General features: G+C 40.5%; 10 protein-coding genes. 2 read left to right on the top strand and 8 right to left on the bottom strand.

What is annotated here, in order from left to right; translation table 11 throughout:
• Positions 1-101: 101 nt before the first annotated feature.
• From C7Y70_RS11935 to C7Y70_RS11915, 5 genes are read right to left on the bottom strand one after another with little or no spacing between them, the layout of a single operon-like run.
• Positions 102-2,192 carry a type IV pilus secretin PilQ family protein gene (locus C7Y70_RS11935; protein ID WP_135475070.1) on the bottom strand — a complete coding sequence of 697 codons (2,091 nt, stop codon included), beginning with the start codon at positions 2,190-2,192 and terminating at the stop codon, positions 102-104.
• Positions 2,179-2,715 (bottom strand): pilus assembly protein PilP, encoded by a 537-nt coding sequence (locus tag C7Y70_RS11930; RefSeq protein WP_135475069.1) that lies wholly within the window; start codon positions 2,713-2,715, stop codon positions 2,179-2,181. The genes C7Y70_RS11935 and C7Y70_RS11930 overlap by 14 nt, the downstream gene beginning before the upstream one ends.
• A complete protein-coding gene (locus tag C7Y70_RS11925; RefSeq protein WP_135475068.1) occupies positions 2,712-3,329 on the bottom strand; it encodes a type 4a pilus biogenesis protein PilO in 618 nt (205 codons plus the stop codon). The genes C7Y70_RS11930 and C7Y70_RS11925 overlap by 4 nt, the downstream gene beginning before the upstream one ends.
• Complete coding sequence (locus tag C7Y70_RS11920) at positions 3,329-3,892, bottom strand: PilN domain-containing protein (protein ID WP_099295364.1); 564 nt, start codon at positions 3,890-3,892, stop codon at positions 3,329-3,331. Before C7Y70_RS11920 ends, C7Y70_RS11925 begins: the two co-directional genes overlap by 1 nt.
• Positions 3,880-4,959: a pilus assembly protein PilM gene (locus C7Y70_RS11915; RefSeq protein WP_099295365.1), complete on the bottom strand. Its 1,080-nt coding sequence runs from the start codon at positions 4,957-4,959 to the stop codon at positions 3,880-3,882. The genes C7Y70_RS11920 and C7Y70_RS11915 overlap by 13 nt, the downstream gene beginning before the upstream one ends.
• Positions 4,960-5,091: 132 nt before the next feature.
• On the opposite strand from C7Y70_RS11915, the gene C7Y70_RS11910 reads away from it, so the two are divergent.
• Positions 5,092-7,599 (top strand): PBP1A family penicillin-binding protein, encoded by a 2,508-nt coding sequence (locus C7Y70_RS11910; protein WP_135475067.1) that lies wholly within the window; start codon positions 5,092-5,094, stop codon positions 7,597-7,599.
• 96 nt (positions 7,600-7,695) lie between these two features.
• Here C7Y70_RS11910 and metL read toward each other — a convergent pair whose 3' ends face one another.
• Both metL and metB read right to left on the bottom strand, forming a co-directional pair.
• Positions 7,696-10,041 (bottom strand): bifunctional aspartate kinase/homoserine dehydrogenase II, encoded by a 2,346-nt coding sequence (gene metL, locus C7Y70_RS11905; RefSeq protein WP_099295367.1) that lies wholly within the window; start codon positions 10,039-10,041, stop codon positions 7,696-7,698.
• 5 nt (positions 10,042-10,046) lie between these two features.
• Positions 10,047-11,306, bottom strand: coding sequence for a cystathionine gamma-synthase (gene metB, locus C7Y70_RS11900; protein ID WP_099295368.1), 1,260 nt, complete (start codon positions 11,304-11,306; stop codon positions 10,047-10,049).
• A 237-nt stretch (positions 11,307-11,543) separates the two neighbouring features.
• Here metB and metJ point away from each other — a divergent pair, with 237 nt between their 5' ends.
• Positions 11,544-11,864, top strand: coding sequence for a met regulon transcriptional regulator MetJ (gene metJ / locus C7Y70_RS11895; protein WP_099295369.1), 321 nt, complete (start codon positions 11,544-11,546; stop codon positions 11,862-11,864).
• A gap of 86 nt (positions 11,865-11,950) precedes the next feature.
• On the opposite strand, the gene C7Y70_RS11890 is transcribed toward metJ, so the two are convergent.
• Positions 11,951-13,192 carry a malic enzyme-like NAD(P)-binding protein gene (locus tag C7Y70_RS11890; protein ID WP_099295370.1) on the bottom strand — a complete coding sequence of 414 codons (1,242 nt, stop codon included), beginning with the start codon at positions 13,190-13,192 and terminating at the stop codon, positions 11,951-11,953.
• Positions 13,193-13,549: the final 357 nt, after the last annotated feature.

Genomic DNA, 13,549 nt, shown 5'->3' with positions numbered 1-13,549 from the left:
CAGTAATTGATTGGGTATTTCAAGTCAAATAGAACAAAAAGACAATTAACGAGCAATTAAAGTCAAAAATTGCTCGTTATGTTAAAGAAACTCGACTTGTTTTAGTCTATTTGAATTTTTGGGGTAACGAAAATTAACAATTCTTTCTTTTCATTAAACTCACTCGTACTTTTAAATAGCGTTCCTAAGTATGGAATATCACCAAGTAAAGGTACTTTTTTCACCGAGTTTATAATTTGCTGCTGGAATATACCACCAAGTACCACTGTTTGACCATTCTCAACCAACACTTGAGTTTGAATCTCTTGTGTATCAATTGAAACAGCTGAACCAGTTGGCGTTTGCACGGTATCACCTCGCGTATCTTGCGTAATAACTAAATCCAAGATTACTTTATTGTCAGGCGTTATATGTGGCGTTACCTCAAGACTTAGTACTGCCTTCTTGAATGTAACCGTTGTTGCACCACTAGACGCCGATTCTACGTAAGGAATTTCTGTACCTTGTTCGATACGTGCTTTTTGCTGATTAGCTGTGGTAATACGTGGACTTGCGATGATTTCACCACGATTTTCCTCTTCTAATGCAGTCAATTCTAAATCAAGCAGTGTACCATTTGCCAACTTAGCCACATGCATACCGATACTACCAGCCGCACCTGTTACAGGTAAGTTAACGTTTAATCGATCAGAAATACTCGGAATAGTACCATTAGAGATCGTGTTTGCACCTTGCAGCGTACCTGAAACACCATCAGTTCCTTGTTGGTCACTGAATCCCCAACGTACACCCAAATCTTCTTTTACGTTATCACGCACTGTAACCATACGCGACTCTATAACCACTTGTCTAACTGGTATATCAAGTGTTTCGACCATTCGGCGAACACTCTCAATACTTTTGACCGTGTCTTTGATAAGCAAAGTGTTTGTACGTTGATCAACTGAAACACTGCCTCTTGGCGTAATAATACTATTGGTATCTGTTTTTAGTAAGTCAGCAAAGTTTTCAGCCTTGGCATAATTCAAACGAATATACTCGCTATATAATGGCTCTAAGTCTTCAACTTGCTGCTTGGCTTTTAAATCTTTAGCTTCTCTTGCTGCCAACTCTTCTGACGGTGCAACCATTAAGATTGAGCCATCCATTCGCTTATCAAGCCCTTTAACACGCAGCACAACATCAAGTGCTTGATCCCATGGCACACCATTTAGGCGTAAGGTAATATTGCCCGTAACTGAGTCACTCGTCACCAGATTAAAATCATTATAGCCTGCGATAATTTGTAACACGGCTCTAACAGAAATATCTTGGAAGTTAAGTGTCATTGGTCGGCCAAGATACTCTTTACCACCATCTAAAAATGAGCGCTGTGACGCATCTTTTTCCACAGTCAATGAAAATACATTCTCGATTTGCTGAAACGTATATTTAAACGCTGTATTTGGTTCGATAACAACACGACTTTTATTATCTTCTTTGAACGTTTCGATTGAACTTACAACGGTGCCAAAATCAAGCACATCAAGTTCATAAAGTAACTCATCTAGAATATCCGTGTGATGAAATTCTGCAATGATCTTACCGCCACTCTCGTGAACATCAACTGCAGCCTGCGTATCTTGTAAAAAAACTAATACGCGCGCTTCACCTTTTTCACCTCGTCTAAAGTCTAGTGATTGAATAGTGTTAATATAATTACTAACATTCTGCGTTGAACCATTTTCATCCTCACTGCTATCACTTTTAAGCATGTTATCTGACACATGCAAAGACACGAGGTTATTTTTAACTTTCGTTTGGTAAATTTTCAAGCTATCCATATGCACGGTAACAGTTAACATGCCATCCTTAGCTTGGCTTGAAACCTTTTCAATACCCGCTTGGTTAATGACCACTTCTTCTAGCTCTTTTTCTACACTAGTGTCAGTAAATCGCATTTCTATACGTGCAGGACTATTAAAAACTTGAATATTAGGTTGTTGTGTTATTTCCTCATCAAATACTAGTTGTAACTCCGTTTCTCCTTCGAGCAGCGGGTTATAACGAATATCATAAAGCAATGGTTCTGCAAAAGCAGAGTGTGTGACTAGCAGTGTAACAGCGACAAGCAACGCTTGATGAACCCTATTACGCCAAGATACTCCCTTACGCATTTTAATTTTACCTTTATTATTTTTAACTTGCGTCATCAGTAGTCGCCTCTAACATTTCAAGCTTAGTTAGGCGCTCTTTCCAACAACCAGACCCATCGGGTATTAACTCTAACAATTCAATATAATCGTTTTGAACATCTTTTACTTCACCATGATATAAGCCTAGATGATAGCCAACGGTGACACGGTGTAAAGTCTCATCCGCCGCTTTAATGAGCGCCCACATGTCGCCCTGAGACCCTAAAGTACCTTTCATCGCTAAATTATCAAGCGGGTATTTCTCTAAAGGTTCACGTGTCCTGTCAGGATCAGGATGGAGACAATTTTTAATTTGCACTAAGTTATTTTGAATAATTTCAGGCTGTGGTGCAACAAACGGACTACGTAATTGACCAGCATTGTACTCAAAGTGCTCAAATTGCGTTAATTGCGGTATTTCTTCAACTTTTGGTGTTGTGCTGGCTTTTACCTGATCGATAAACTCTTGCTGCTCTGCAGTATCATCGTTGCACCCAGTTAAGGCAACCGTAAATAGTAGAGTTAGGGCTATTTTTTTCATTTTTTAGCCCCTTTCTTAGTATCACCTTCATATCTGTATGTCTTTGCAACCACACTAAATGTTAGTTTGCCTGCATTGGTACTTGTTATCGAAAAATCATGCAAACTCACAATTCGCGGTAACTGAGCCACCTTGCCTACAAAGTCTCCAAATTCGTGATAGCTGCCCACTACTTCGATCTTTATCGGTAACTCAGTATAAAATTCTTTTTCGATCTCTGGCAGCCAACCAATTTTTAAAAATGTTAAGCCACTCGTGGTTCCCACATACGTTAAATCATCTAATAAGCCTGGTGTTTCATTAGAAGTCGGTAAGCGACGTAAAAGTTGAGAAAACTTATCTTCCATATCAGTCATTTGGTTGCGATAGATATCTAGGTTACTGGCAATCGCATATTTAGTACGATATGTATTACGTAATTCAACCTCTTTCGCGACTGCATTATGATAGCTATCAATTTCATCTGAGACTAAAAGGCTGTAACTAAAAAACAATACGAGTGCAGCAACAAAGGCGCCACATATAACCTTAACGGCAACAGGCCAATCACCTATATTCTCAAGTTCTATCTCGTTCCAATCGATCTCTGTTAACGCTTTAATATCTAGGTTCATTATTTGTTTTCGCCTATTTTATCAAAGGGTTTAACATAGAACTCCATGTTAAAGTCGCTAAGTAAACGTGATGAACTTTCTCCTGCGACAATACCTTGCATGCTTGGTTTTTCTAATAGGTATGAGTTTTGAACTTGTCTAAGCATGCTCGATAGTCGGTTATTTGACTCACTTCGTCCAATAACCTGAATCACACTTCCACGACGTTCTAACTTCGTTAAATAAACACCACCGGGCACAATTTTAGCAACTTCGTCCATTATCTGCGTGCCTAAGTTACGGCTACTTTGTAAATCTTCAATTAGCCTCATGCGCTGCTGCAAGCTCTCTTTTTTTCTATCAAGCTCACGTATTTCTCGAATTTTCATATCCAGTTGGGCAATTTCAGCGTTTAAAAAATTATTTTTTATATTCTGACCGTCACGTAAACCGCCATAATAAGCGCTTAGCATGTACATGCTCAAAAAACTAACTAGCACCACTAAAAATAAAATAGTCGCAAACTTATTTTGTGATTGTTTACGTTGTTGTTCACGCCATGGAAGGAGATTTATATGTGGCATGATGAAAAGCTCCTTAATGCCAATCCGGTTGCGATCGCAAATTGAGTACGATGACGCTGCATCACATTTCGATCAACCCTTGGTGAAACATCCATATTTTCAAATGGCTGAGCAACTATAGTATGAATACCAAGCTCTTCAACTAGCAGCCTGTCTAAACCATCAATCATTGCCGTCCCGCCAGTAAGTACTATATAGTCGATGTGCTCTTTACCGCTTGTGGTTAAAAACATTTGTACCGCGCGACGAACCTGCTGTAATAAAGACGTTTGGAAAGGCGCTAATACTTCAAAGGTATAATTTGGCGGTAAATCTCCTGTTGTTTTGCCAATCTCAGCTTCATCAAAACCTTTATTATAGTATGACACAATGCTATTTGTGTATTGATCCCCACCGAACACCTGATCTCGGGTATAAATGGTTTCACCACCAAGGACAACACTAACCAGCATGAGCACTGCACCAATGTCTATCATGGCAACACACTTATTAAATGCATCACTAGGAAGTTGCTGATAGTACACATCCATAGCACGGCTAAGGGCATAGCTTTCTACATCAACTACTTTCGCCGTTAAGCCCGCGCTTTCTAGCGCCCCGACTCGCGCTTCAACACTTTCTGTGCGCGCTGCTGAAAGCAGTACATTCATTTTTGTCGGATCAGCTTCATTCGTACCTAGCTTTTCAAAGTCTAGACTTACTTCATCAAGTGGGTAAGGAATAAGGCTATCAGCTTCAATTTCAATTTGTGACTCAAGCTCTGCATCTGAAAGCGTCACATCCATAAATATCACTTTGGTTATTACTGTTTGGCCAGAGACAGCAACCGCAGCAGATTTTGCTGATTTAGGTAATTTACGTTTCAATTTAGTGATAATATTGCCAATAGCTTCAATGTCTTGAATATTTCGCTCTGACATTGTCCCTTTAGGCATAGGCTCAATTGCTAAGGCCTCAAGGCGATAGCCAGTTTCCGTTTCATTCAGTAACACAGCTTTAATAGCATGCGAACCGATATCTATCCCTATCATCATCGATGATGATTTATTGAGTAATTGGCTTAACATGTGAGCAACTTGGCCTTTGTTTTAAGAATAAACAAGTTATAATTTTTATATGAAAAAATATTATTCATTTTTTAATCAATATATACTATCAGCCTACGATTCTAATTGGGAGTCCATTTAGGGAAAATATAAGTGATTTTATTCAAGCGAACTTTACAATTTATTATCATTTGCATCTTTTTGGGGCTAATTACTTTAGTAAGCCTTTATTACTATGTTAAATCTGATATCCCTAGCGTGCAAGTTTTAAAAGACGTGCAGTTACAAACTCCTATGCAGGTCTTTTCCCGCGACGGATTACTTATCAATCAATTTGGCGAAAAGCGCCGTATACCAGCAAGTATAGATGAAATTCCTCAACCGCTCATAGATGCTCTTTTAGCAACTGAAGATTCCCGATTCTATGAGCATATAGGGATAGACCCTATTGGTATTGTTCGCTCTGCAATTGTTTTAATTTCTACTGGAGAAAAGAAACAAGGTGCCAGCACTATTACCATGCAGCTAGCGAGAAACTTTTTTTTAACACGGGAAAAAGCGTATATTCGCAAAGTAAAAGAAATCTTTATTGCGTTGCACATAGAAAACTTACTCACCAAAGATGAAATACTCGCGCTTTATTTAAATAAAATTGAACTGGGTAATCGCGCTTTTGGCATTGGTGCAGCCGCACAAGTTTATTATGGTAAATCACTTAATGAATTAAACTTAGCCCAAATGGCAATGATTGCAGGTTTGCCTAAGGCCCCATCTGCATTAAACCCTATTCGCAATCCTGAGCGTGCAAAAGCCCGTCGAAATGTTGTATTAGGCCGTATGCTTGATGAAGGTTTTATCACGCAAGAAACATTTAACGAAACAACTAGCCAACCAATTACAGCTCGCTTTCATGGTGCTGAAATAGATTTATACGCCCCTTACATTTCTGAGATGGTGCGTGCAGAAATGGTCGCTCGTTATGGCTACGAACGTGCTTACAACACCGGCTTTAAAGTATTTACTAGTGTAGAGTCTGACGTACAGGCAGCGGCACAAAAAGCGCTTGTTGATAATTTACATGCGTATGACATGCGTCACGGCTATCGCGGTGCTGACATGCAGCTTTGGGATAATGAAACTCAATCCCCTCTAAGTCGTAATGAAATCCTTGAAAAATTAAAGCCACTTAATGAGATAGGGCCTCTGCTAGCTGCTGCCGTATTGGCAGTCAATGAGAAAACCGCAGAGGTATTACTCAAAAATGGCGAGCATGCCACACTTACATGGGATAATTTAAAGTGGGCACGTAAATTTATAACTCGTTATCGTCAAAGTTATGCACCTAAAACCGCCTCAGATATCTTAACTCCTGGCGATCAAATTTGGTTACGTAAAAACGATGATGCCAGCTATATTCTAAGTCAACTTCCTGAAGCCGCCAGTGCGCTTGTATCTCTTGACCCAAATGACGGTCGCATTAAAGCGATTGTAGGTGGTTATAGTTTTGAGCAAAGCCAGTATAACCGAGCAGTGCAAGCTAAGCGCCAAGTTGGTTCAAACATTAAGCCATTTATCTATTCTGCGGCTTTGGAAAATGGCTATACATTAGCCTCGATCCTCAACGATGCACCAATAAATCAATGGGACAAAAGCTTAGGGGTAGCTTGGCGACCTAAAAATAGTCCCGCAGTATATAATGGCCCTATTCGTATACGGCGTGCTCTTGCACAATCAAAGAACGTTATTTCTGTTCGTTTATTGCGTGGGGTAGGACTGCATCGCACGGCTGATCACCTACTGAAATTTGGCTTCCAAGATGATGATATCAATCGTAGTGAATCGCTCGCCTTAGGAAGTGCAGCAATCACGCCGCTTGAATTAGCACGAGGGATGAGTACATTTGCCAACGGCGGCCACCTAGTCACACCGTATTTTATCAGTGAGATTCAAGATTCAGCCGGTAACGTACTTTTCAAAGCGCAACCACAGCTTGCATGTGATCCGATTGATTTGCCTAATCAAACAGATTCGTTAGCACTCAATAGTATGGTCGATGAAACATCATCAGACGTAAATACTGCAACCCCATGTGCTCCTCGTATCATTTCAAAGCAAAACGCATTCTTAATTTCAGACGCAATGCACAGCGCAATTTGGGGCGGTGGAAGCTGGACACATAAAACGGGGTGGAGCGGCACAGGTTGGCGCGCTCAAGCATTAAAGCGCCGTGACTTATCAGGTAAAACAGGCACAACTAATGACTCTGTTGATACTTGGTTTAGCGGTTTTAATAGTAATGTTATGACCACTGTGTGGGTCGGTTTTGATAACCCTGGCAATCCATTAGGTCGCTCTACCTACAATAGTAACCTCGATAAATCGCAGATATCAGGGGCTGAGTCAGGTGCTAAAACAGCTCAACCTGCTTGGGTCGACTTTATGCGTGTAGCACTTAAAGACCAGCCTGAAGCGCCGATTGAACCGCCTGAGGGATTGGTCTCGATTCGAATAGATTTGGCAACAGGCTTACTGAGCCAAAAAAATGACTACACTAGTCGATTTGAGTATTTCGAAAAGGGCTCTGCACCAACAAAGTATGTTATGCAGCACGTTGAAAATGTATTTGAAGAAGAAACTAAAACAGAAGAAGAGCTGTTTTAAATCGCGATATAAAATCTCTGGTTAAAAAAAACGCGATATAAAATCGCTGCTACGTAAAAGAAGCGCCACAATTGGCGCTTTTTTATTGCATGCTTTTTATTTTAAATTTTGTATTAGCCAATATAAATCAGAATGCACACCTGCTGCGGTAACTTCTTTACCTGCACCAGGGCCTTGTATTACCAATGCATTATCACTATACCATTGACTGTTTATGACAAAGATATTATCGCCCGGTGTTAAATTAGCTAACGCATCACCTTGAGTGGCAAATGCCAGTCCGACTTGCGCTGTCACTTTACTATCTGCAAGTGACAAAGCACCCGTGTAGCGCAACACTTTACCCTGCTCGCTCGCTTGCTTGGCTTTATCAGCAATAAAGTTATCTAGCTGTTGTTTGTTATCTAAAAACGACTGCCAATCACCTTGTGCTAATTGCTCTGGCATCAGTGCTGTTAAGTCAATATCGTCAAGCTCTAACGTTAAACCTAACTCACGCGCTAAAATAAGTAACTTGCGCTGCATATCACGGCCAGATAAATCTTCACGCGGATCAGGCTCTGTAAAGCCCATTTGTTGCGCTTGCAATACTAAATCTGAAAATGGCACGCTGCCATCATAGCTACTACACAACCACGATAACGTACCAGAGAACACCCCTTCAATACGCGTGATTTTGTCGCCGCTATTTTGTAAATCGGCTAAAGCAAAGTTAACCGGTAAACCCGCACCAACAGAGGTGTTATAGCGCCATAATAAATTACGTTCGGCTAAATTATGGCGTAGTGCTTGATACCAATCATTATTAGCAGTCCCTGCGTATTTATTAGCACTGATCAAATGACAATCTAAGTTGACGAAATCAGGATAAAGTAAACTAAACGACTCACTGGCGGTAATATCAATCACCACTTTATGTTCGTAATCAAGTTCACCGATATGGGTTAATAAATCGCCTTGCTGATAATCAATTGCTTCGTTATCCCATTGTGTTTGCCACTGCTCCAAGCTAATGCCACTTGGGCTAAATAGCATTTGTTGAGAGCGTAATAGACCCACTAACTTCACACTGAAATGCTGCTCTAATCGATTTAACTGTTGCGATAGCTGCTCGATAAACACTTCGCCAACATTACCTAAGCCAGCAATGATCACCGCAAGCTCTTGGCCTTTATTGATTAACTTGTCGTGTAACAAGGTTAATACATCACTATCAATTGCTTGATCGGTCAATAACAAAGCATAATCAGTATCTTGGTGACTAAAGCGTGGCGCTAGACTTTGCTCACTAAGCAAAGAGGAAGCCTGTAGAGATAAATGAGCTATATCGTTACTTGGCGCGACAATGGCGCAACCATGTAAGTTTGACTCAATAATATTAGCACGACCCTGTAATTGACTTACAACTTGGTGAGTCGCATCACCTGGCACTAATAAATAAGTATCCCCTTGCTTAACAAAGTGATGCAGACTGTGTTGAATTAACTGACTCAGCTGCCCAACCTCACCAGCATTAAGTTGATCTACTCGCAGTAAATCAATGTTCTCTAGTGTGGTAATAAAACGCTTAGCTTTACTATAGCCTTCTTTCACTATTTCTGTGGCACTGGCTTCAGTATCAAAACTGCTGCGTACAACCAGCTTTATATCTGTATTTTTTAACGGTGATAATGTTTTGGCATGTAAAACTGGGTTGCCTAAACGTGCTAATAAATTTGCTTGACCACGGCACACTTTCGAATACTTAAGTGCTTTATTTACTTTACGGGGATCCGTGCTAAATACGCCTTGCGTATCGGTCCAAATAGACACTTGCTGCGCATGACAATAGCTACCTAATAGTGTGGCACTGTAATCACTGCCATTACGCCCTAAAGTAATGGTTTCACCTTGGCAGTCACTGGCAATAAAGCCAGTTACCACATTAACATGCTGCTTGCTTATCAAATCGATACAGGCTTGTTGGTTCTTTTGATGCAGTAGCTGTCCATCGTTTAAAGTAAATAGTTGACGCGCATCAATATCCTTTGCGGCTAAGCCTAATTGGTGTAAGTAACTTGCAAGTAATCTCGCCGACCACACTTCACCATGAGCAAGTAAAGCTGACTCCGCTAAAGTTTGCTGCTTTGCTTGTTCAGCCAATATTGCCAACTCTTGCTGTAATGAACTAAGTGCCTGCTGTTTTAGTTGCGCCGTTAGTAGCTGCTCAATCAAGGTTCGCTGGTGATTATCTAACAATAATAAAATGTCGCTAACAGCTTGAAGATCGCCCTGCTGGTAACTTTGCCACAATTTAACCAAAGTATTAGTCGTTTTGCCTGCAGCAGAAACAACAACGCAATCACCCACTTCACTATTAGCTAAAATAATATTAGCGACTGCTTGATAACGCTCGGGCGAACTTAAGCTCGAGCCACCAAATTTATGTACGATATTAACCATTATTCTTACCACAATGCCGTATGTGCAGGCGTTAATTTAAATGAGCTTGATTGTTCATCTTGCTGTTGTTTTTGCGCAGCTTGTTGAGCTACAACTTGCTCACCCTGACCCGGCTTTACTTTATTAAACACACGCTCTAAATCAGCCACTAAATCTTTAACATCTTCAATCCCTACCGAAATACGAATCAAGGTATCGCCGACTCCAGCTTCAAGACGGGCTGTAGCATCCATACCTGCATGAGTCATCGTCGCTGGGTGGCAAATTAAACTTTCAACGCCACCTAATGACTCTGCTAAGCTAAATTCTTCTAGGCTTGTTAAAAATGCTGCAGCGTCATTTACATCACCCTTAATATCAAAACTTACCATACCACCAAAACCGCGTTGTTGCTGTTTTGCTAATTCATGTTGCGGGTGCGATTCAAGGCCAGGATAATAAACTTGGCTTACATAGGGTGAGTCTTCTAAATACTGCGCTATAACAAATGCATTTTCTTGGTGCTGACGCAAACGTACATTTAACGTACGTAAACCACGTAAGGTTAAATAGCTATCAAACGGCGCGCCGGTGATACCAATATTATTCGCCCACCATGCCAATTCATCACCTAACTCTTGATTAGCTGCAATGACAGCACCGCCCACAACATCTGAATGACCATTTATGTATTTAGTCGTCGAATGCACCACAATATCGACACCAAACTCAATCGGGTTTTGCAAAGCAGGTGATAAAAAGGTGTTATCGGCACCAACAAGTGCACCGCACTGTTTAGCAATCGCCGTAATCGCTTTAATATCGGTTAGGCGTAAAATTGGATTGCTGGGTGTTTCTATCCAAATTAATTTAGGTTTAATTTCAAGTATCTTCTGATGGTTCTCAGCTTTGGTTAAATCTAATACCACCAATTTTAATAAGCCACGCTTCTCAAGCGAAGTAAATAAACGGTAGCTGCCGCCATAACAGTCATGAGGAATAACCAAAGTATCATCACTATTAAGTAACTGAGTCGCTAAATGTACTGCCGACATACCCGTAGCTGTAATAATTCCCTTAGCACCACCTTCAAGCTCAGCCAGCGTTTCCGCTAAAATATCGCGGTTTGGATTGCCGCTGCGGCCATAATCGTATTGACGTTTTGTATCAAAATCAGCAAATGAATAGGTCGTTGATAGATGTAGAGGAGGCACAACTGCACCATGATGTTTATCAGCGTCGATGCCTTTTCGTACCGCGATAGTTGCTTTATTTTTTTGACTCATAACGTCACCTACAATTAAATGGATGTTTAGACGTCTAAAAGGTTAGATGATCAACTCCCATAAGTCAAAGAATTTATGGTACAGACCTTACATTTATAGAAGTAAAGAAATTTAGCGAGCTAGATGGCTAAATAACAAGTGTTTGACTATCTTTTTTAAAACGATAGAATTTCCCGCATCTTTGCAAAGCAACTCGGCGATGCAAACAATTAATAACCTGAGGCAACGATACTTCTTATGGCTAAATGGAATGGTGAATATATTCACCCATATGCAGAACACGGTAAAAAATCAGAACAAGTGAAAAAGATCACCGTATCTATTCCACTCAATGTGCTTAAAGTTTTAACCGATGAGCGCACGCGTCGTCAAATTAATAATTTAAGACACGCAACTAACAGTGAATTACTTTGTGAAGCATTTTTACATGCGTTCACTGGTCAGCCGTTACCTAATGACGATGACTTGCGTAAAGACAACCCTGAAAAAGTACCTGAAGAAGTGAAGAAAATCATGCTTGAGATGGGGCTTGAAGTACCTGTTCTTAACGAAGATTAAGCTACATTCCTGCCTTCAGGAATTGGATACAAAAAAACCTCAGCAACTTGCGTTACTGAGGTTTTTTATTGTCAGATCGTTTTAACCTAAGCCATGTAGTTTTCAGGCATATCGATTTGCGCCACACCTGAATCAATCGCCGCTTGCGCTACCGCTTTAGCAATACGCGGTAATAAACGCGGATCCATTGGTTTTGGAATAATATACTCAGGGCCAAATTCTAACTTATCAACACCGGCAGCAGTTAACACCTCTGCAGGAACTGGCTCTTTTGCAATGCTGCGAATAGCATCTACCGCAGCAATTTTCATTTCATCATTGATTTGGCTTGCACGAACATCAAGCGCACCGCGGAAAATAAATGGGAAACATAAAACATTATTAACTTGGTTAGGGTAATCAGAACGACCTGTCGCCATAATAAGATCGCTTCGTGCACCGTGAGCTAATGCAGGATTAATTTCAGGATCTGGGTTAGAGCAAGCAAAAATAACGGGCTTGTCAGCCATTAACTTTAAGTCTTCAGGCGCTAACAAGTTCGGCCCTGACACACCCACAAATACGTCAGCGTCAGCAATAACGTCTTGCAAAGTACGCTTATCAGTATTGTTCGCAAACAATTGTTTATATTCATTAAGATCATCACGACGCGTGTGAATTACGCCCTTGCGATCAAGCATATAAATGTGCTCACGAAGCGCACCACATTTAATTAGCAATTCCATACATGCAACGGCAGCCGCGCCTGCACCTAAACAAACAATAATCGCATCTTCAATGTTTTTTCCTTGAACTTCTAAAGCATTGATCATCCCTGCAGCAGTTACAATCGCAGTACCGTGCTGGTCGTCATGAAATACTGGGATGCTGCAACGCTCAATCAACGCTTTTTCAATCTCAAAACACTCAGGTGCTTTAATATCTTCGAGATTGATGCCACCAAACGTATCAGCAATATTCGCTACGGTGTTAATAAAGTCTTCAGTCGTGCGATGCTTAACTTCAATATCAATTGAATCCAAGCCAGCAAAGCGTTTAAACAACAACGCTTTTCCTTCCATAACCGGTTTTGAAGCCAAAGGGCCCAGGTTGCCAAGTCCTAAAATGGCTGTGCCATTTGTGATAACCGCAACCATGTTGCCTTTACCTGTATACTTATAAGCATTAGCGGGATCCGCTGCAATTTCACGAACAGGTTCAGCAACACCAGGGCTGTATGCTAAAGCGAGATCTTTAGCGGTTTCAGCCGGCTTAGTAAGTTCAATGCTGATTTTTCCTGGAACGGGATGGGCATGGTAATGTAGTGCTTGTTCACGAAAGTCTGACATAACGCGATTTTATCCTGCAAGTAAGTTAAATTAAGTGTGAGAGAGCAGTTCTATATCTTTAATTGAGAACAATACCGATATTATAATTAAATTCAAGCAATATCAGGTCTATCCTGTTATAAGCTATATCAGTTGATTTTATGCGTTTTGTCAGCATTTTTAGTAAATAATTCTAAAAACTCATCTTTAAAACATCATTAAAGCATCAAAAAACCTAACTTAAATTGAATAAATATCCAACATTCACTAACTAGGTTATGAGAAGACGCTTATCACGAACATTTCCCGACGATAACAACAAATCACCATGATTTAGCTTCTTTTAGTTACAAAAGGTATTATTAAACGTTGTATTAT

Source organism: Pseudoalteromonas sp. KS88, assembly GCF_004766475.1.
Classification (GTDB): domain Bacteria; phylum Pseudomonadota; class Gammaproteobacteria; order Enterobacterales; family Alteromonadaceae; genus Pseudoalteromonas.
This window is presented reverse-complemented; position numbering and strand designations above follow the sequence as displayed.

Excerpts from the sequence above, each read along its gene's own strand:
- C7Y70_RS11935 (WP_135475070.1), bottom strand. The coding sequence starts at position 2,192 with ATGACGCAAGTTAAAAATAATAAAGGTAAAATTAAAATGCGTAAGGGA.
- C7Y70_RS11930 (WP_135475069.1), bottom strand. The coding sequence starts at position 2,715 with ATGAAAAAAATAGCCCTAACTCTACTATTTACGGTTGCCTTAACTGGG.
- C7Y70_RS11925 (WP_135475068.1), bottom strand. The coding sequence starts at position 3,329 with ATGAACCTAGATATTAAAGCGTTAACAGAGATCGATTGGAACGAGATA.
- C7Y70_RS11920 (WP_099295364.1), bottom strand. The coding sequence starts at position 3,892 with ATGCCACATATAAATCTCCTTCCATGGCGTGAACAACAACGTAAACAA.
- C7Y70_RS11915 (WP_099295365.1), bottom strand. The coding sequence starts at position 4,959 with ATGTTAAGCCAATTACTCAATAAATCATCATCGATGATGATAGGGATA.
- metL (WP_099295367.1), bottom strand. The coding sequence starts at position 10,041 with ATGGTTAATATCGTACATAAATTTGGTGGCTCGAGCTTAAGTTCGCCC.
- metB (WP_099295368.1), bottom strand. The coding sequence starts at position 11,306 with ATGAGTCAAAAAAATAAAGCAACTATCGCGGTACGAAAAGGCATCGAC.
- metJ (WP_099295369.1), top strand. The coding sequence starts at position 11,544 with ATGGCTAAATGGAATGGTGAATATATTCACCCATATGCAGAACACGGT.
- C7Y70_RS11890 (WP_099295370.1), bottom strand. The coding sequence starts at position 13,192 with ATGTCAGACTTTCGTGAACAAGCACTACATTACCATGCCCATCCCGTT.